Raw genomic sequence first — 18,582 nt, 5'->3', positions numbered from 1 at the left:
CACCGCAGAAAAATTTATTTACGATTAACAGATTTCACGATTACCAGATTTCACCCAAGGCCGCTGCAACGCGAATTGCCGAGACCACACCATCTTCATGAAAACCATTGCGCCAATATGCCCCACAAAAATGGGTGTGGCGATGACCACTTATTTCACCCCAGCGCGACTGGGCAGTTAAGGAACCCAACGTAAACATTGGGTGACTATAGTTATAAGTTCCATAAACCTTGGTTGGATCGATAACTGAACCTGCATTCACTGATACGCAGAATACTTCAGCGGAGATCAATCGCTGCAGAATATTCATGTTGTAAGTCAACACCGCCTCATTGGTGTTTTGTGCGGGGAGTAAATAATTCCAGCTCGCCCACGCAGTACCAGCACGCGGTAACACGCTAGCATCAGAATGCAAAACCACCTGATTTGGTGCATAAGGAATAGCGCCGAGAATGTCCGATTCTGCCGCGCTTGCGTCCGTTAGCAGCTGTAGCGCCTGATCACTATGGCAGGCGAAGATCACTTCATCAAAGTCCTGCTCGCCAAACTGTTTTGAGACAATTCGTACGCCGGCATCCAGGCGCTCGACTCGTGTGATTGGGCAATTGGTAAAAATAGTATCTTTAAAAGATTCAGTTAACGGACCAAGGTATTTATTTGACCCACCAACAATGGTGTACCACTGAGGCTGTTGGGTCACAGTTAATAAACCGTGGTTGTAAAAAAAACGAATAAAAAACACTAACGGCATCGCCGCCGCCGTTTCCAACGATGACGACCAAATAGCGGAAACCATTGGCAAAATATAGAAATCTCTAAACCGCTGTGAATAACCCTGGGCAGAAAGAAATTCGCCTAAAGTTTGCCCTTCTGGCAATGCATTTTGCTCGTAGCGAGCAATACAATCTTTATTAAAACGCACAATGTCTAATAACATCCGCCAATGTTCAACGCTAAAAACATTTTTGCGCTGCGCAAATAAACCATTAACAGATGTTCCGGCGTACTCAAATGCCGTACGCCGACAGGAAACACTAAAGCCCATTTCTGTTGGTTGGTAGGCAACACCCAATGTACTCAGCAAGCGCATGAAGTTTGGATAGGTACGATCATTGAAAACAATAAATCCGGTGTCGATATCATAATTGCCCTGTGCAGTGCACACCCGCTTGGTTGCGGTGTGGCCGCCGATTTCGTTGGCCGCCTCAAAGACGCTGACCTGATTGCGCTTGGCGAGCAAATACGCACAGACCAATCCACTAATACCCGACCCAACAATAGCAATTTTTTTCCCTGCAGCGGACATAGATACAACCTGTTTTTAGGAATTTCGGGAAATTTTTTTTAGTAAACTAATTTGCACCACCAGCGGCAACCAAGCCACAAATTTCATGAGCACAACCAACGGCCAGGGGAACTGCACCACCCACTTGCGAGCCTGTATACCTAGTTTGATTTTTTTCGCCGCAACCTCAGCTGTTATCAACCAAGGCATAGCAAAATCATTGCGCTCAGTTAACGGCGTTTTTACAAACCCCGGGCGCACAATAGTGATGTCAATATCCTGATTGCTCAAATCTACGCGCAGGGAATTCAATAAATATTCCAAAGCAACTTTTGAGGAGCCATAGGCCTGCGACCGAGGCATAGGTAACAAACTTGCCATACTGGAAACACCCACCAACTGCGGAGACCGCATCATTGCTGCTGCATTGCGTAAAAGCGGCATGCAAAACAGGAGGCTGTGTACACAGCCCCACCAATTAATATTCATTACTTTGAAAAATGGCTCGCGTGTTAAATTTTCAACATCCACATATTCGCAGGTGCCTGCATTTAAAATGACCAGATCCAGGTAATCTGTCGCGGCTGAAAGCAATGCCCCCACTCGCAAAGAATCCTGCTCACTAGAAAGGTCCGCAGGCAACGCTGTGCAATGGTCGGGAAATTCTTCAACCAAGCTGGACAACGCATCCACAGAACGCGCAATCAAAAATACATCGCTGCCTTGCTGTAAATACAAGCGCGCAAGCTCATAGCCAATGCCGCTGGAAGCACCGGTAACAAGAACCCTCGATGGCACATTTGAATAGCGGCTCAATGGATTGTCTCCTGCGGATCAATTACTGCTAAACACTCGGGAGTTGCGCAAATAAAGCAATCGTCGATTTTCTGCTCGCCGACAAATCCACTATTGGGGCGGGATAATTGGCCATCGCCGGTGGATTATGAATTTGCCGATTCGATAAATACGCAATTTCTGGAATCCATTTACGAATAAAATCGCCATTTGGATCAAAGCGTTCGGATTGACTAACAGGGTTAAAAATACGGAAGTAAGGCGCAGCATCTGTTCCGGTCGATGCGCTCCACTGCCAGCCACCGTTGTTAGCGGCGAAATCACCATCGACCAACTGCGACATAAAATAGTCTTCGCCCATACGCCAATCGATTTGGCCATTTTTGGTGAGGAACATCGCCACTACCATCCGCAAACGATTGTGCATCCAGCCGGTGGCATTTAGCTGACGCATAGCGGCATCCACAATCGGAATGCCGGTTCTGCCCTCACACCAGGCGTTGAAAAAAGCTTTGTCATAACTCCAAGGGAAAGCCTCGGTGTGGGCTTGCATTGCCTTGCGTTTACAAACTTGCGGATAATCGACTACGACATGCTGGTAAAACTCTCGCCAGATCAATTCACTGATCCAACAATTTGCACCGGCATTTCCCCCCTCCCATTCCCCCTGGGTAAACGCCAACACGGCAGCAATCGCTTGCCGCGGAGATAATGAACCAACAGACAAATACGGTGAGAGTGATGAAGTTCCGTCAATAGCGGGAAAGTCGCGCTGTTCCTGGTAACGGGTAATGGATTTTTCAATAAATAAATCCAAACGGCGACAGGCTTCCTCTTCACCGGCTGGCCATAACGCGGCAAGATCGCGCAACTCATGGGAAACAAACAGTTGGTCAATCTCTTCAGGTGATGCGTTACACACAGTTAATGCAGGCTGTACTGCCGGCAATCCATGAGGCTTCATGCTGATGGGCATGACGGTTTGCAGCCATTTCTTTTTGAATGCGGTAAACACTTTATATGGCTCGCCCTGCCCGTTACGGATCATCCCGGGCGGCACGACGCAGCGATCATGGCAGCGTTTTACGAGAACACCCTGCTCCCTAAGCAATTGATTAACGGATAAGTCGCGGTTGATTTCATTGATTGGATATTCCGCGTTAAAAAACAATTGGGATGCATTAACAACCTGAGCGAGCTTAAGAAGAGCCGGAGCAATCTCCGCTGATTTTTGTACGCAAATAACCTTTAAAGGGATATTTAATGTTTGCAACGCTTGCTGGAGCAAATGCAAATGTCGCCGAATAAAATCCAGACGTGTGGGGGCAATAGTATGCAGACGCACATAAGCTTCACAATGGACATAAACAGCAACCACTCCCTCACGTGTCTCCGCCGCTTTAAACAAAGCGGGATTGTCGTAAACGCGCAAATCGTGCCGAAACCAAACAAGCGCTGTCATTTGGCACCAATCCGTTTTTTTACTTGCCGTATCGCAAACCCCATTACCGGCAAGTGCTCGTACAACATGGAACCCGCGTCGTAATAGTCACGGTGGTAATACACTTTATCGTTAAACAAAATATGGGTATTACCCGTTAGTTCAAGCAGCCTTCCCCCGGCGAGTTGTTTATGACGGTAATGCATGGTCCAAAATAAGATCGCTTCGCCGCGATCCAACATTTCCATGGAGTGATGAAATTCAAAACGACACTCCAGTAAATCTCCCATCATACCGCTGTAGTAATCTGTCAAATTCTGTAAACCATTTAACGCGTGTAATGGATCGCGAAATTGAATATCCTCGCTGTACACATTAGCGAGGTTAGCCAGCATTTTTTTATCAAAGCGCAGATAAAGATTGCGTATCTTTTGTGGAATAGTGTGAACGAGAGGTGGAGCACTATGGGTCATGATGATGACTTATCCCTTTACCAATAAATTAATTGCAGTGTGAACCAGCTCCAAAGTGGCACAGGGGTAAACGTCACTATCCTCCCTCAAACCCAGCGCGGGATACACAGTCGCCAGCCCCCCTGCCAAGACTACCGGTATGGCATTTTTATCTCGCCATGCCTTCAAGTGTAGCTGTAGCTCGCCGGTATTGACGTTTGGCGAGCTAATTAGCACAACTATTTTTGCTTGTAATACTTCCGCGCAGAGGCGAGCTTCATTCAATTCCAGGGCACCAAGATATTCCGCATGATATTGATGGACTAATAAACTGTAACTTAGTGCCAAAGGTAATAAATCATTCCCATCTTGAGATAATGAGACGAGTAAAATTTTGCTCTGGCCCAAGGGCTGGCGCTGCCTATAAATAGCGGCATACAAATATTCTTGTAACACACTTGCAAAGAAACTTCGCTTGGCGACCATGCCGAATTCATTCGCTTGCAAGCTATTTATTAACGGAACCAGCAAATAATCAGCAACCATTTCCGCCGGATAAAGCGCATAGGTATCCGCCAAAATATGCACCAAACGCCCGCGATGAAACGCGTTAATCTGCATGTGGATTTGATCAATCAAACTAAGCCAGATGGAATCGATTTCCGCCACCGAGTGCTCTTGGGGTTGACCCGTTAGCAACGCTTTAATCTTGCTAATAGCTACGCCCCGCCCTAGCCAGACTTGAATCTCTTTAACACGGCTAATATCAGCCAAACTGTATAACCTGTGTCCCTTGGCCGTACGTTGCGGAATCAGCAAACCATAGCGTCTTTCCCATGCGCGTAGAGTGACTGTATTGATTCCCGTTGCGCGCGAAATTTCACGAATCGGAACCAAACCTTCTTCGGATTGATCACTTGCCACGGATTCAATAACAGCGGTGTCAGTATTCATCATTAGTTTTCAACAATATGGTTTCGCAAACCCAATTGCTCCGGATGAGGCTCCCAAAACGTTTGAGATTTCAAATAGGGATTGTCTAACTTCTGCAGATGATGTTTCAGCAGAGTTAAGGGGACAACTAACGGAACTCTCCCCGCTTTGTAGGAATCTATTAACTGGGATAATTCCTGCTTATCCTGCGTGGTTAATATTTCCTTCAGATAACCACGCAAATGCATCATGGCGTTGGTGTTTCCCTTACGAGTCGCGTGATGTTTAAGCGCGTCCATAAACAACTGAAAAAACTCATCACAACTGGATTGAATGTCTCGTAATGAAAGATTGGCCAGGAACCTGCCTATCGCAAAATAACTAGGCACGTGGTGAGCCATCACTTGATATTTGTACCGCGAGTAAAAGTCGATCAGCTTTTTGGCCGTTGGAGCAGGCAGGATACGGGTTTTGAAATCATGGTAGGCAAAGACACGGGTTAAAAAATTGTCTCGCAACCCGGCATCATTCAAGCGTCCAGCTTCCTCAACCGGTAACAAGGGCATTAACTCCATAAAACGCTTCGCGTAGGCGCCACGACCGTCGCGATCAATTGAGTAGCCGTTAGGAAGGTAGCGTTTAACACCAAAGACACCACAGCTCGGAGAGTTTTGAATAAAAACATAACCGCAGATATCAGGCATTTGTTGGACGGCAGCTTCAGCTTGGGCAACCAAAGCGTCGGTCACATCCTGATCGGGATTTTCAATTCCGAGTACCCGCGTGTCCCCACCATTAATTACGAGCCGTATAGGCTTTCGAGGAATCCCCAAGCCTATAGCCACTTCAGGACATACCGGGCGAAAATCGACCACCTCCGCCAGATCCTCTACCAAAAAGCGATTACGTTTATGACCACCGTCATAGCGCACTTTTTCACCAAGCAGACACTGACTAACACCGATCGGAATCTTGCGCATAGAAAAACCTATACAAATTAGAATCTTTGTATAGGTATAAACTCAAAACCTATACATTGCAATATTTTTGTATAAGTTTTAAAAGTTTCGAGATTTACTTAATTCTGGTAAATATGATTAGGATCACTTTAAGCAAGCTTTTTAACCTATTGATTAAAATGAAAAAGCCGGGCGATTTGCCCGGCTTTTTCAAAACAACATTACCTTTGGAAAGGTTAGCGCGTAGGTATTTCAATATCCTCAAACAGATCATCCAGCTCAGCCCGCGAATGGCGACTAAACGCCTCATTGATAATGTCTTTGGTTAGATGCGGTGCAAACTTTTCAATAAAGTCGTACATAAAGCCGCGCAAGAAGGTGCCACGACGGAAACCTATCTTGGTAACGCTGGATTCGAACAAGTGACTCGCATCCAAAGCCACCAAATCAGAATCAGCAGTATCGCTATAGGCCATACTGGCAATGATACCTACACCCAACCCGAGGCGAACGTAGGTTTTTATAACGTCAGCATCTGCTGCAGTAAACACAACCTTCGGAGCCAAGCCACGATTGATAAACGCCTCATCCAGTTTCGAGCGGCCAGTAAACCCGAATACGTAAGTCACAATTGGATACTTGGCAACTTCTTCCAAAGTCAGGTTAGCAACTTGCGCCAGTGGATGGTTTTTAGGCACTACGATGCTACGATTCCAACGGTAACAAGGCATCATGATTAAATCACTAAACAGCTCCATGGCTTCCGTTGCGATGGCAAAATCTACCGTACCATCCGCTGCCATTTCAGAGATTTGCATCGGTGTTCCCTGATGCATATGCAGGGAAACCTCCGGATACTGCTTAATAAACGAGCCTATCACGGGCGGCAATGCATACCGCGCCTGGGTATGAGTGGTTGCCAATGTCAAAGTACCCTTACGTTCATTACTGAACTCTTGGGCCACTTGTTTAATACTTTCTACTTTGCGCAGGATTTCACCCGCCGTTTTCAGAATGGCTTCACCCGCCGGCGTAATGCGGGTCAGGTGCTTACCGCTGCGGGAAAAGATCTCCACACCCAACTCATCCTCAAGCAAACGAATCTGCTTACTGATGCCCGGTTGCGACGTATAAAGACTTTGTGCGGTTGCAGAAACATTGAGGTCATGATGCGCGACCTCCCAGATATAACGCAGTTGTTGCAGCTTCATAAGCCCTCCGAATGGCTCACTCACTGGGGCAGTTGCCAGGGGCAAGCACCGGTAACAAAAACCCCAAGCATACTTGGAGTTATAAAAATCAGGTTAGATTATTCATAATGAGAATAGAACAAAACAGGAGCTTATGCCTAGCAATTATTAATTGTGCTACAGGCTGCTCTTGTTACAACTTTAGACTATATCCCGGAAATTCAAAGTTTTTGACGAAGGAATATGACGAAAATAGTGAAAAACACCCTAAAAGGACCCCTGGTTGAGTATATAAGTCATTACTCCGGGAGATCAGGATGGTTGATGATTCGCGATACCATGGGGCACATGTCCCGTGGGCACATGCTCAGCGGCGGACTCGCAATGCATCTTTTGATCATCAAAAAATACATCCGCCCCATAAGCTTTAAGAAACGTTCCCTTGGACAAACCACCGAGAAACAAGGATTCATCAATCCGAATATTCCAAGCGCGCAATGTGCGGATAACTCGCTCATGTGCGGGCGCAGACCGCGCCGTCACCAACGCAGTGCGAATCGGGCAACTTTCACCAAACTCAGCCTGCAAACCGTGCAACGCCGATAAAAACTGTTTGAACGGCCCACCACTCAATGGCTCTTTGGCGGACGCCTTTTCACTTTCCGTAAATGCCGATAAACCCTGAGTTTTAAAGACACGCTCAGCCTCATCAGAAAAAAGCACGGCATCTCCATCAAATGCAAAACGCAATTCATCTTCATTTTCAATCTGACTATTCGATGCAATCAAGGTCGCTGCTGCCATGCCGTGATCCAATGCCTGCTTTACATCATCTGCCTCGGTTGAGAGAAATAGATGGCAGCCAAACGCCGACGCATAACGATACGGCGATGTGCCGCCGCAGAATGCAGCGCGGCTGATTTTTAATCCGTAATGCTCAATGGAATTAAAAACGCGCAACCCAGTATCAGCGCTATTGCGTGAAAGTAAAATGACTTCCACTCGCGGTTCACCGCCCAAGCGCTCATTCAAGCGCAAGAGCTTTTTCACCATCGGAAAAGCATCGCCGGGCTCAAGAATTTCATCCTCATGATCTATCTGGTACTGCGCGTAAGCCGCTAAACCATCTTTGACATACACCTGATGACTGGCATCCAGATTGAATAACGCACGCGAAGAAATCGCTATAACTAATTTATCACCAAAACCTTTAGGCATTTTCAACAGTTCTCCGGATGATGCAGTTACTGTTGCTGATCAAGGCAGCAATTCAAATTTGTCCATATCGAGATTAGCAGGAAATTTTTCCCGGTACTCGTGCAAACGATCTGCATAAAGCTCGGTAGAAATTATTTCCGGTTCTTGACTCGCCGCGATTAACTCACCGGCAGGACCGTAGACAGAAGAGTCGCCCACATAGTGCTGCCCTGCCTCATCCATACCAACACGATTAACACCAATAACATAACTCAGGTTTTCGATGGCGCGCGCTTGCAACAGGCGATTCCAATGTAATGCCCGCGCGCTAGGCCAATTGGCGACATAAATAGCAAGATCATAATCATTGCGATTGCGACTCCATACAGGAAAGCGCAGGTCATAACAAATCAGCGGCAGAATTCGCCATCCCTTAAGGTCAACCAGAATGCGATCCGTCCCCATCGCATAACGTGTGTGCTCCCCCGCCATACGAAATAAATGGCGCTTATCGTATTCTGCATAAATGCCATCAGGGCGCATCCATACGAGGCGATTAAAATAGGTATCACCTTGTTTCACTACCAAACTGCCAGTCACAACTGCGTTATGTTTTGCAGCTTGTGTTTGCATCCATTGATAAGCACGCCCATCCACAGCCTCTGCATAATTGCGCGCACTGGAACAAAAACCCGTGGTGAATACTTCAGGCAGTACAATTAAGTCAGTGGCAGAGATTTTATCCAAAACATTGTTGTAATGATCCAAATTCGATTGCGGATCATTAGGAACAATGACTTGCTGGACCAGCGAAACTCTAAGGTTTTCCATATTAACCAGCCTCGTTTACAACGACGGGATGCAACCAGCGATAACAGAACGCAAAAGCCAGCAACGCGGCAACTGAGGATAATAAGAATGTTAAAGGCGCACTATAGTCCCATAACAGGCCGCCAATCAATGCGCCGGCAGCGCCGCCGGCACCAAAACTAAAGGAACTGTACAGCGCCTGCCCCTGCCCCTGATGACCTCCTTTGAAATAATTTCTCACCAACTCAATGGAAACCGAGTGTGCAACCCCAAAACTACTGGCATGTAGCAGCTGAGCAAACAACAAAACCATTAATGAACTAGCGCAAAAGCCTATTAAAACCCAACGGAAACCGGTCAATAATAAAGCGAATAGGAATAACTTACGCAAACTATAATTTCGCAAGATTTGCGGCATAACGATAAAAATCACTACCTCTGCCAGTACACCCAAAGCCCATAGCAACCCGGTGGAAATGCTGCTATAGCCGTGATTTTCCACCAAATACAAGGTGTAAAATGTGTAATACGGACCGTGACTTAACTGCAACAAAAAACTGGACACCAAAAAACATAACATAACCGGCTGGGTAACAATAGATAAAAATCCGCTCGTGCTTTCGATATTTTTATTGCCACTCTTATCTTGCAAACTTAAGCTGGAAAGCCAGATAAGAATTAAAAAGCTCAAGATAAATAGCGGCAAAAATTTTATTGGCAATACATCAAACACCAACCCCAAACCGATTACCGCCGCCATAAAACCCAAAGATCCCCACAGTCGGATCTGACTGTATTTATGGTAATTCCCGGCAAGATAACCCAGAGTAATGACTTCAAACTGCGGCAACACTGCGTGCCAAAAAAAGGTATAGCAACTCACCACCAACACCAGCCACCAATAGCGTTGATCAAGCAGCACACCAGCAAAAACAATGGCAGCAAGAAAGCTACCGTAACGAATAATTTTCAACCGCTCTCGGGTGCGATCGGCAAGCCAACCCCAAAAATTGGGCGCAAGGATTCGAGTAGCCAAAATAATCGCACTGATGATTCCCACGCCCTGGGATGAATAGCCAAGAGATTTTAGATAAACACCCCAATAGGGAATTAAGGTTCCAACGACGGCAAAATAAAAAAAGTAAAATCCGGAAAGACGCCAATAGGGAACAGGAACTTGCGCGGCAGGCAGGGACATAAAAAGGAACGCTGGAAAGGAGAAGGAATACAGTCTGACGATAGCCTTATCATCAGACTGGTAAAACGTTATTTCACGCTGGCAGGAATCACCGGCACAGAATGTTTAACCGCGCCGTTTTGCCCGCGATGACGCAACAGGTGATCCATCAACACCAATGCCAGCATAGCTTCAGCGATAGGTGTTGCACGGATTCCAACACAGGGGTCGTGACGACCTTTGGTAATGACTTCGACAGGATTACCATGTACATCCACACTGCGTCCAGGAATATGCAGACTTGACGTCGGTTTTAACGCGATATTGGCGATAATATCCTGACCAGAAGAAATGCCACCCAAAATCCCGCCTGCATTATTGGACAAAAATCCTTCCGGCGTCATTTCATCGCGATGCTTACTACCACGTTGCTCAACAACGGCAAACCCTTCACCAATCTCCACGCCTTTTACCGCATTAATACTCATCAACGCGTGCGCAATTTCAGCGTCGAGTCGATCAAATATCGGCTCCCCTAACCCCGGTGGCACATTGGTAGCAACCACGGTAATTTTCGCACCAATTGAATCACCTTCTTTATTAAGCGCTTTCATAAACTCTTCCATCTCAGGCACTTTGCTCGCATCGGGACAGAAGAAAGGGTTTTGATCAACCTGATCCCAATCCACGGTGTCAATTTTGATTGGCCCCAGCTGCGATAAATAGCCGCGCACTTCGATCCCGTGAAAATCCTTCAGATATTTTTTTGCAATAGAACCTGCCGCAACACGCATCGCTGTCTCACGTGCCGATGAACGGCCACCACCACGATAATCACGCACCCCGTATTTTTGCATGTAGGTGTAATCCGCATGAGCCGGACGGAATTGATCTTTAATATTGGAATAATCCTTGGAGCGCTGATCGGTATTCTCAATCACCATTCCAATTGGAGTTCCAGTGGTTTTTCCTTCAAACACACCCGATAAAATCTTTACCAAATCCTCTTCGCGACGCTGCGTGGTAAAGCGCGAAGTACCCGGCTTACGGCGATCCAGATCAATCTGGATATCGGCCTCGGTTAATTCCAACCCTGGTGGGCAACCATCCACAATAGCACCCAGTGCCAGACCATGGCTTTCGCCAAAAGTAGTAACCGTAAATAATTTTCCGTAGGTATTTCCAGACATAAGAATCCAACACCAGACAAGTCAATAAAGTGGACAAAAAGTGTAAGCAAATTATACGTGAGTTAGTTTGCCTACGCACAGGTTAGATAACACCCAGCTCCCGCGCCCTGCGTAAATCTGCCGCGTTCAACACAAAAACACCGTGTCCGCCTCGCACAAACTCAACCCAGGCAAAAGGTATTTCCGGGTAAGCGTCTTCCAACGCTGGCCAGGAGTTTCCAACTTCAACCACCAGCAGGCCGCTTTCCGTTAGATGATCCAAAGCCTCAACCAATAACCGGCGCGTGAAATCCAACCCATCCTCACCGGATGCCAAACCCAGCTCAGGTTCTGCATGATACTCAAGCGGCAAGCTGGCCATATCCTCAGCATCCACATACGGTGGGTTTGATACGATTAGATCAAACCTTTGTCCGTGCAGGTTCTCAAACAAATCCGACTGGAGCGCGAACACGCGCTCGCTGATACCGTGTCGCTGGATATTTTCCTCGGCAACCGCCAAGGCTTCAAATGAGATATCACTCAACTGAACCTCTGCATCAGGGAACGCAAACGCGCAGGCGATACCAATACATCCACTCCCCGTACAAAGATCAAGAATCTGCAATGGCTCAGCACTTAACCAAGGAGCAAACCGTTGTTCAATTAATTCAGCGATGGGCGAACGCGGCACCAACACCCGTTCATCTACCACGAACGGCAAGCTAGCAAACCAGGCCTGACCAGTGATGTAAGCGGCGGGAATTCGCTCTTCAATCCGGCGCCGAATATTTGCGACTACACGCTCTCGCTCCATTCGAGTCAATCGTGCATCCAACCATTCATCTGCCAGGGGCGGGTCAATATGAACGGCGTGTAACACCAGCTGCTCAGATTCATCCCAAGGATTATCAGTTCCGTGCCCATAAAAAAGCCCGGCAGCAATAAACTCGCTGGCCCCCCAACGAAAAAAGTCACGCAAGGTCTGCAGTTCTGCCACAGCACCGGCGAAATCTGGTGAAGAATTGCTCATGATGGTATCCACCGCCATAAAAAGGTCGCTATTCTACCCAATTACTCAAGGATTCAGGATTTAAGTTTTCGTGATAAGCAACTAACGCGGTAAACTGTACGCAAGTAACCGCTGGCGGAGCGCCAGGCTAGACCATTTATAGAGAAGAAAGCCCATGAGAGACCATTTTGCGAGCATTATTGCCAGTATCGGTGAAGACCTTAACCGGCCCGGCTTGCTCGACACACCAGACCGCGCCGCAAAGGCGTTCCAGTTTTTAACCCGCGGCTATAACCAAACCCTGGACGAAGTTGTAAACGGCGCGCTGTTTCCTTCCGATTCGGAAGAGATGATTATGGTAAAGGATATCGAGCTTTACTCACTCTGCGAACATCACCTGCTGCCATTTATCGGGAAAGCACACGTCGCTTACATTCCAACCGGCAAAGTGCTGGGTCTTTCAAAAATCGCCCGCATTGTGGATATGTTCGCACGCCGCCTTCAAATCCAGGAACAGCTAACTGTACAAATTGCGGAAAGCGTGCAGGAAATTACCGGCGCATCAGGGGTTGGGGTCATCATTGAAGCCAAGCACATGTGTATGATGATGCGCGGTGTTGAAAAACAAAATTCCTCAATGAAAACCTCCGCCATGCTCGGCAGCTTTCGCACCAATCAAGCGACGCGCAATGAGTTTTTGTCGTTATTGAGATAAAAGCTAAAAAGGCAACCAGTAATAAGCTGCTTAACGTCAGAAGCGGTTTATTATTGGCGCTGCCGCTGCAAGATAACGCGTCTAATTTTGCAATACCACTTCCACTCGCGCTTCTCTGTCTCCACGCCCAGCCGGTGCCAAACCGCCTATGCCGTACGTACTCACTCTTTTCGCTGCAACACCGTTTTCCACCAGTGCAGCTTTAAGCTGTTCAGCATAAGCTAGCGATTCTTTTTGTTGCTGCGCAGTTGCAACCGCCGAGTAATCATGACCAACCAATGCAATGTTCCAATTCGCCTTTTGCGCGAGCACGTCAATTAAAGTTTGTAAATGCGCGGTCCTAATTTGAATTCGAGTATTGCCCTGAGTATCTTGGGCCACCAAATCTGGGAACACATAGTAACCGCTCGTCACTATGGTCTTAATTATTGACTCGGGACTAGAGGCTATTCCCAACTCAATAATTTTATCGATATGCAACACATCGACCTGTAGGTAAACGCGCTTATTACCTCGCTGCACCGCATATAGAGACACATAGTATGGCTTACTGTCCGCTGTGGTAATTTCGTAAGCACCATAAAACTGAAACTGGTCTAACCCATAAAGCTGTAAAATTTTAAAATGATTGTTTGCCCAGGAGTTACTGGTACCGCAATCGCGGCTCTTGCAGTGAAACAATTCGCGAAAATTAAAGTTTTGCAGTTGATCCAAATAAAAATCAAAACCGTTTTCAGCACTATGCCCCTCGGGTAACTCCAGAGTGTACCTGTCCAAAGCTCCACTTAAACGCTGCTGCCGATCCAATCGCCATGAACCAGACACTTTTTTATGGCTACCCAAGGCAAGAATATATTCATCGGCTTGCCCATGTGTTTCAAACATTGTGTGCGCGTTGTGGTAAGGCTGTAACTGCAACTGCTCTGCAAACAAGAAACTTGAATTGCACAGCAAAAAAACGATAACCCCCCCCGCCCTGTCAATGCGCCTAGACGTTTTTTATTCATGCGTTTTCACTAGCCTTTAATTCATATAATTGCATGACAAATTGAACCCACTATTTCTTCCAGACGTCAGATGCGATGAACTCTGCAAAAAACTCATTTAGCTTTTGCGCTACCACAACCACCTGCTGCTCCATATGCAGATGATGTCCGCCTTCCAGCAGCTCGTAATTTATATGGGGAAATTTGGCCACTTGCTGCAAATAATTAGTGTACAACTTGGGCAACCCCTCAGTAGCCAATAGAAGCTTTACTGGAGCGCTAATATTATTTACAAATGCAGACAATTGCTCACGGGACAAGCGCAGAATTGAAGGCGCCAATAAACGAGGATCTGTACTCCAGGAAAAGCCGCCGCCTTGTGCGACTACACCCCGCTCGGTAAGAGCTCTGGCTGCCTCGTACCCAAGCGGAAACATTCCCCGCTCACGAGCTTTAATCGCAACATTTATATCAGGGTAAATTGACGGTGATTTTTGCAGCTGACTGCGCAATCCACCGATTGCCTTGGCCAATTGTACCGGAGCATCTTCTGGCAATCCCGGCTCTGGCAATAACCCTTCCACCAGGCCCAAACATAATACTCGTTCCGGAAATGCACCCGCTGTTAGCGTACTAATTATCGCCCCCCGCGAATGGCCCAAAAACGCGAAGCGCTCCCAACCCAACTGATCCGCAATCGCCAACAGATCATTAATATCATCCCAAGGAGTGTAGGCCATTTGACCGGGACGATGCTCGCTGCGCCCGTGACCAGCCAAATCAACTGCAACAATATGAAGATTATTTAGCTGTGGCGCCAACGCAAAAAAACTGGCGGAATTATCCAGCCAGCCATGCAAAGCCAACACAGGTAATTGACCTGAAGCCCCCCATTCCTGAGCAGAAAAAAGCATTCCATTCACTTCAAACTGCAGCTCACGAGGACTTTGTGATAACGACATAAATAGTAAGCTCGTGAATGAAACCCAAGGTTAACTGAAAGTGGAATTTATGCGTGATCCAACCACAACAATTCCCCCATACCAGAAGCAATCAAGGAGATGTTAATTGCAGCAAACGAGCTAGTACCCATTGAATAGTAGCCGGTGGGTTTACCACACAATCGATTAACCAGCTCACCCACAAAAGGTTGGTGACTCACCAGAAGTATAGACAAGTCAGGTTGATTAATAGACTGCAGCCAATCCATTGCCACAACCGGATTCGCCTCAGGAATAATAAGCTCCGAGCTCCCAATTGTTAGCGCAGGAAAATGGGCCGCCACAATACGGGCTGTCTGCTGGGCGCGAACCAATGGGCTCGCCCAGATCTGATTCACTATTTGTAATTCAGCCAAACGTCCGCTAACCACCCGTGCAGTCTCGGCGCGCCCCTTGTCAGTTAATTCGCGGGCTTCATCTGTGGTCTGCTGCGGCTCAGCCTGACCATGACGCAAAATAAACAGATTCATTTATTCCGCCGCTTTTTCGGTAGAATTGTTCGCAGGTAATTCCGTTGCTTGAGCAGCTACTACATTTTCCGCACCTTCCGGATTACCTACAGGCCAGTCGGCAAATGGAAAAGGTTTTTCTTCGCTGCTATAACATAGAAATTTAAGTACATCGTAAATATACGTCGACAAGGAATGACCGAAACGGCGCAAATGCTGATTGTTCTCTCCTGTTATTAGCGAAAACAAAAACTGCATAGCAACCAATACCCACATCACCAGACTTGCCAACTGCAATACAGCAGCGTACAGCAACATAAACACCAAACGAAGCCAGTGTTTGCTAGAAAGTAAATTTGATTTTAACTGTTGGTTATCCATAATTATTTCCCCAAAAATTCAACGTCATTGGCTTGCTCACCGACCATCAATCCGTGTGCGACTTCAGTAATTGCTTTATTTTGAAACAATACTGCGTACAACCCACTTACCAACGGCATATACACCTGCAGATCATCTGCTTTTTGTTTAACTTGGCGCAAGGTATTCACACCTTCAGCAACTTGCCCCAGGGACGCAACAATTTCATCTAATTGTTTTCCTTGCCCCAAGGCATAACCAACACGATAGTTACGGCTTAGGTCGGACGTGCAAGTCAGAATCAAATCGCCTACCCCCGCCAACCCCAGAAACGTCATTGGGTTAGCGCCCATGGTTTGCGCAAATCGACCCATCTCGGCGAGACTGCGCGTTAATAACATTGCCTGAGTATTATGACCAGCCCCTAGTGCAGCCGCCATGCCGCAAATAATAGCGTAGATATTTTTCAACGCGCCGCCCAACTCCACGCCGTAACGATCATGATTTGCGTAGACACGGAAAGTAGGAGATTTCAACGTATGCTGAACGCAATCAATAACACCCTCATCCTCGCTAGCGATTACGGTTCCTGTTTGTTGCTTTTGTACTATCTCCTTCGCAAAATTCGGCCCGCTAAGCACTCCTATAGGCTGATGTGGAAGCTCCTGCTCCAGAATTTGGCTCATTAAGGTGAACCCTTCTGGCTCAATCCCTTTTGCAGTGCTCACTACGATAGCTTCCGCCCCCAGTAACGGCTTAATTTGACGGGTTACGCTGCGAAAGGAATGACTGGGAATAGAGACAAATACCAAATCTGCCCCCTGGATTGCCAGCTCCAGGTCCGCAGTGATAATCAACTCTTCATTTAAGAGATAACCGGGCAAATAGCGGGCGTTTTGTCGCTTGGATTGACACTCTTCCGCTTGCTCAGCTGAGCGCATCCAGAGATAAGTTTGATGGTTGTTACAGGAGATAATATTGGCAATTGCCGTACCAAAACTACCACCACCCAGCACTGCAACCTTCAATCGTCTACTCATAATTTTATCCAGTAATTAAACAAGGAAACTTACGCAAAGAATCGTCACCTGTTACGTAAAAAAAAGATACGAAACACTCAATCTGTAACTTTTTTGCACAAAAAAATTCATCAAAACTTTGTCCACATTTTCTGTGGATAACTTAGTGGATAGATTTTGGGAAACCGCCCCAAAGCCCCATAAAATCTACCCCACCTACAACTTGATCAAATTTTAACCACAAAAATAATTTCCTTATAAATCAGCTTGTTACATAAAAAAACCAGCTTAAAAGCTCATTTTTTCACGGTTTTGATCAAGCATTAAACGGAGATGTCGCACCAGCACAGGAGATGTGCATAAAGAGTTAGTGGTCGTTAACCTTAAAGCGCCGATAGACACGAAATATTCATATTGCAAGGTTATTTCACACAAAAAGTTTGCTTCATTTTGATTCGTAAAATCACTTACGAGCCCGAATTAAAAACTTTACTGGCAACACTCTTGTATACCAACTACCGGTAAGAATTTATTGGCGCGAAAAGACACCATAACTGCCATCGGCGTACAACAAAGGATCAACCTCGGCCCCATTTATTATCACCCGGTGGATGACGCCAATTACGATTTTATGCGTCCCATAAGTCATGACTTGGTCAGTTTGGCAAACAAACACCGCTTGTGAGCCCCCCAAAACTGGTAAACCAGAGTCATCCTCCTCCCAACTTCCGACGTCAAAACGATCTCGTGTCGGCTCGCGCCCAGCGCATATGTTGGAAACCTCTTGTTGGTTGCTGGAAAGTACATTGATCGCAAACTGACTTCCCTTGGTTGCAAGATGTGCCTGCTGGGAGACCAATTGATTAATGCAAACCAGAAGCGACGCGGGAGAATCGGAAACTGACGTAACAGACGATACCGTCATTGCAAAACGTTGATCGTTATCCAATCGGGTCGACAGTACACAGACCCCAGACGCCAAACGCCGCATTCCCAACTTCATTGATACCGCTAAATTATTGTTTTGCATAAAGACTCCAATACAGGTAAGTGCTTATTCTGACTAGCTAACCCGGGTCATACAAGCCTGCAACTCTGCGCAATACTGTATTAACCGACCAAGAGTGAGAGTCGCACGAACTATAGGAAGTAAAGCAATAGGCAAAACTCAATGGCGCCAGGTAATAACTGCTATCGTGCCTACCGACTAAAAAGCTCCGAACAGAGACCCGCGATTAAGCCACAAGAATCGCAATTCCCTCCGCTTGGATATAACTTTGCATAGACATTGTGCAAGCTGATTAGAAATTAACTAAGTGAGCTAAATATTTTATTTTGTTGCACTTTTTTCGTTGACGAGTCTAAATCGCATCGCTATTATGCGCACCACTTGAAACGCACTAAGTTTTAAGTCGTCGGAGTGTAGCGCAGCCCGGTAGCGCGTCTGTTTTGGGAGCAGAATGTCGGGGGTTCGAATCCCTCCACTCCGACCATCTTTTTTTATCGAACCTGCCAAGGTTTTAAACTCCAGCATGCGCCCGTAGCTCAGCTGGATAGAGCACCCGCCTTCTAAGCGGGTGGTCGCAGGTTCGAATCCTGCCGGGCGCGCCATACTGGGTAGTTTATGCAACC

General features: G+C 46.8%; 19 protein-coding genes and 2 tRNA genes. 3 read left to right on the top strand and 18 right to left on the bottom strand.

Translation table 11 applies throughout. The features are described from left to right. Window positions 1–40: 40 nt before the first annotated feature. The 12 genes from D0C16_RS02775 to prmB all read right to left on the bottom strand — a co-directional run bounded on the left by D0C16_RS02775 (window position 41) and on the right by prmB (window position 12,441). Window positions 41–1,306 (bottom strand): NAD(P)/FAD-dependent oxidoreductase, encoded by a 1,266-nt coding sequence (locus D0C16_RS02775; protein WP_151030908.1) that lies wholly within the window; start codon window positions 1,304–1,306, stop codon window positions 41–43. Between the two features lie 15 nt (window positions 1,307–1,321). Next, complete coding sequence (locus D0C16_RS02770; RefSeq protein WP_151030907.1) at window positions 1,322–2,101, bottom strand: SDR family oxidoreductase; 780 nt, start codon at window positions 2,099–2,101, stop codon at window positions 1,322–1,324. Window positions 2,102–2,129: 28 nt separating this feature from the next. Continuing rightward, window positions 2,130–3,542 carry a deoxyribodipyrimidine photo-lyase gene (locus D0C16_RS02765; protein WP_151030906.1) on the bottom strand — a complete coding sequence of 471 codons (1,413 nt, stop codon included), beginning with the start codon at window positions 3,540–3,542 and terminating at the stop codon, window positions 2,130–2,132. Then, window positions 3,539–3,994, bottom strand: a complete 456-nt coding sequence (locus D0C16_RS02760; RefSeq protein ID WP_151030905.1) for a nuclear transport factor 2 family protein — start codon at window positions 3,992–3,994, stop codon at window positions 3,539–3,541. Before D0C16_RS02760 ends, D0C16_RS02765 begins: the two co-directional genes overlap by 4 nt. A 9-nt stretch (window positions 3,995–4,003) precedes the next feature. Beyond that, window positions 4,004–4,930, bottom strand: coding sequence for a MerR family transcriptional regulator (locus D0C16_RS02755; protein ID WP_151030904.1), 927 nt, complete (start codon window positions 4,928–4,930; stop codon window positions 4,004–4,006). Beyond that, window positions 4,930–5,886 carry a DUF523 and DUF1722 domain-containing protein gene (locus tag D0C16_RS02750; protein ID WP_151030903.1) on the bottom strand — a complete coding sequence of 319 codons (957 nt, stop codon included), beginning with the start codon at window positions 5,884–5,886 and terminating at the stop codon, window positions 4,930–4,932. The genes D0C16_RS02755 and D0C16_RS02750 overlap by 1 nt, the downstream gene beginning before the upstream one ends. A 215-nt stretch (window positions 5,887–6,101) precedes the next feature. Beyond that, entirely contained in the window at window positions 6,102–7,076 is a 975-nt protein-coding gene (gene cysB / locus D0C16_RS02745) for an HTH-type transcriptional regulator CysB (RefSeq protein ID WP_151030902.1), read from the bottom strand. A 291-nt stretch (window positions 7,077–7,367) separates the two neighbouring features. Further along, a complete protein-coding gene (locus D0C16_RS02740; protein ID WP_151030901.1) occupies window positions 7,368–8,273 on the bottom strand; it encodes a 5'-nucleotidase in 906 nt (301 codons plus the stop codon). A gap of 39 nt (window positions 8,274–8,312) precedes the next feature. After that, the gene (locus tag D0C16_RS02735) at window positions 8,313–9,083 is read right to left on the bottom strand and encodes an amidohydrolase (RefSeq protein WP_151030900.1); all 771 of its coding nucleotides are present in this window, start codon (window positions 9,081–9,083) and stop codon (window positions 8,313–8,315) included. A 1-nt stretch (window position 9,084) separates the two neighbouring features. Further along, on the bottom strand, window positions 9,085–10,260 hold the full coding sequence (locus D0C16_RS02730) for an MFS transporter (RefSeq protein WP_151030899.1): 1,176 nt from the start codon (window positions 10,258–10,260) through the stop codon (window positions 9,085–9,087). A 68-nt stretch (window positions 10,261–10,328) separates the two neighbouring features. Next, window positions 10,329–11,429 carry a chorismate synthase gene (aroC, locus tag D0C16_RS02725; RefSeq protein ID WP_151030898.1) on the bottom strand — a complete coding sequence of 367 codons (1,101 nt, stop codon included), beginning with the start codon at window positions 11,427–11,429 and terminating at the stop codon, window positions 10,329–10,331. Window positions 11,430–11,511: 82 nt separating this feature from the next. Then, on the bottom strand, window positions 11,512–12,441 hold the full coding sequence (gene prmB, locus D0C16_RS02720) for a 50S ribosomal protein L3 N(5)-glutamine methyltransferase (RefSeq protein WP_151030897.1): 930 nt from the start codon (window positions 12,439–12,441) through the stop codon (window positions 11,512–11,514). A 154-nt stretch (window positions 12,442–12,595) separates the two neighbouring features. Here prmB and folE point away from each other — a divergent pair, with 154 nt between their 5' ends. Beyond that, the gene (gene folE / locus D0C16_RS02715) at window positions 12,596–13,135 is read left to right on the top strand and encodes a GTP cyclohydrolase I FolE (protein WP_151030896.1); all 540 of its coding nucleotides are present in this window, start codon (window positions 12,596–12,598) and stop codon (window positions 13,133–13,135) included. 81 nt (window positions 13,136–13,216) lie between these two features. Here folE and D0C16_RS02710 read toward each other — a convergent pair whose 3' ends face one another. From D0C16_RS02710 to D0C16_RS02685, 6 genes are all read right to left on the bottom strand, one after another. Then, a complete protein-coding gene (locus tag D0C16_RS02710) occupies window positions 13,217–14,020 on the bottom strand; it encodes a DUF4892 domain-containing protein (RefSeq protein WP_151030895.1) in 804 nt (267 codons plus the stop codon). Window positions 14,021–14,192: 172 nt separating this feature from the next. After that, window positions 14,193–15,083, bottom strand: a complete 891-nt coding sequence (locus tag D0C16_RS02705) for an alpha/beta hydrolase (RefSeq protein ID WP_225318882.1) — start codon at window positions 15,081–15,083, stop codon at window positions 14,193–14,195. Window positions 15,084–15,130: 47 nt separating this feature from the next. Further along, a complete protein-coding gene (sixA, locus tag D0C16_RS02700; RefSeq protein WP_151030894.1) occupies window positions 15,131–15,592 on the bottom strand; it encodes a phosphohistidine phosphatase SixA in 462 nt (153 codons plus the stop codon). Further along, a complete protein-coding gene (locus D0C16_RS02695) occupies window positions 15,593–15,952 on the bottom strand; it encodes a DUF4389 domain-containing protein (RefSeq protein WP_151030893.1) in 360 nt (119 codons plus the stop codon). A 2-nt stretch (window positions 15,953–15,954) separates the two neighbouring features. After that, a complete protein-coding gene (locus tag D0C16_RS02690; RefSeq protein WP_151030892.1) occupies window positions 15,955–16,971 on the bottom strand; it encodes an NAD(P)H-dependent glycerol-3-phosphate dehydrogenase in 1,017 nt (338 codons plus the stop codon). Window positions 16,972–17,479: 508 nt separating this feature from the next. Continuing rightward, window positions 17,480–17,980 carry a flavin reductase family protein gene (locus D0C16_RS02685; protein WP_151030891.1) on the bottom strand — a complete coding sequence of 167 codons (501 nt, stop codon included), beginning with the start codon at window positions 17,978–17,980 and terminating at the stop codon, window positions 17,480–17,482. A 386-nt stretch (window positions 17,981–18,366) separates the two neighbouring features. Between D0C16_RS02685 and D0C16_RS02680 the strand changes: the two genes are divergently transcribed. Continuing rightward, window positions 18,367–18,443, top strand: a tRNA-Pro gene (locus D0C16_RS02680). 41 nt (window positions 18,444–18,484) lie between these two features. Continuing rightward, window positions 18,485–18,561 (top strand) — tRNA-Arg (locus D0C16_RS02675). The last annotated feature ends 21 nt before the right edge of the window (window positions 18,562–18,582 follow it).

The organism is Cellvibrio sp. KY-GH-1, from assembly GCF_008806975.1.
Taxonomy (GTDB): domain Bacteria; phylum Pseudomonadota; class Gammaproteobacteria; order Pseudomonadales; family Cellvibrionaceae; genus Cellvibrio.
The sequence above is the reverse complement of the archived record's forward strand: the minus strand, read 5'-3'. Positions and strand labels throughout refer to the sequence as shown.

Coding starts and splice junctions, on each gene's coding strand:
- D0C16_RS02775 (WP_151030908.1), bottom strand. CDS start 1,306: ATGTCCGCTGCAGGGAAAAAAATTGCTATTGTTGGGTCGGGTATTAGT.
- D0C16_RS02765 (WP_151030906.1), bottom strand. CDS start 3,542: ATGACAGCGCTTGTTTGGTTTCGGCACGATTTGCGCGTTTACGACAAT.
- D0C16_RS02760 (WP_151030905.1), bottom strand. CDS start 3,994: ATGACCCATAGTGCTCCACCTCTCGTTCACACTATTCCACAAAAGATA.
- D0C16_RS02755 (WP_151030904.1), bottom strand. CDS start 4,930: ATGATGAATACTGACACCGCTGTTATTGAATCCGTGGCAAGTGATCAA.
- D0C16_RS02750 (WP_151030903.1), bottom strand. CDS start 5,886: ATGCGCAAGATTCCGATCGGTGTTAGTCAGTGTCTGCTTGGTGAAAAA.
- cysB (WP_151030902.1), bottom strand. CDS start 7,076: ATGAAGCTGCAACAACTGCGTTATATCTGGGAGGTCGCGCATCATGAC.
- D0C16_RS02740 (WP_151030901.1), bottom strand. CDS start 8,273: ATGCCTAAAGGTTTTGGTGATAAATTAGTTATAGCGATTTCTTCGCGT.
- D0C16_RS02735 (WP_151030900.1), bottom strand. CDS start 9,083: ATGGAAAACCTTAGAGTTTCGCTGGTCCAGCAAGTCATTGTTCCTAAT.
- D0C16_RS02730 (WP_151030899.1), bottom strand. CDS start 10,260: ATGTCCCTGCCTGCCGCGCAAGTTCCTGTTCCCTATTGGCGTCTTTCC.
- aroC (WP_151030898.1), bottom strand. CDS start 11,429: ATGTCTGGAAATACCTACGGAAAATTATTTACGGTTACTACTTTTGGC.
- prmB (WP_151030897.1), bottom strand. CDS start 12,441: ATGAGCAATTCTTCACCAGATTTCGCCGGTGCTGTGGCAGAACTGCAG.
- folE (WP_151030896.1), top strand. CDS start 12,596: ATGAGAGACCATTTTGCGAGCATTATTGCCAGTATCGGTGAAGACCTT.
- D0C16_RS02710 (WP_151030895.1), bottom strand. CDS start 14,020: ATGTTTGAAACACATGGGCAAGCCGATGAATATATTCTTGCCTTGGGT.
- D0C16_RS02705 (WP_225318882.1), bottom strand. CDS start 15,083: ATGTCGTTATCACAAAGTCCTCGTGAGCTGCAGTTTGAAGTGAATGGA.
- sixA (WP_151030894.1), bottom strand. CDS start 15,592: ATGAATCTGTTTATTTTGCGTCATGGTCAGGCTGAGCCGCAGCAGACC.
- D0C16_RS02695 (WP_151030893.1), bottom strand. CDS start 15,952: ATGGATAACCAACAGTTAAAATCAAATTTACTTTCTAGCAAACACTGG.
- D0C16_RS02690 (WP_151030892.1), bottom strand. CDS start 16,971: ATGAGTAGACGATTGAAGGTTGCAGTGCTGGGTGGTGGTAGTTTTGGT.
- D0C16_RS02685 (WP_151030891.1), bottom strand. CDS start 17,980: ATGCAAAACAATAATTTAGCGGTATCAATGAAGTTGGGAATGCGGCGT.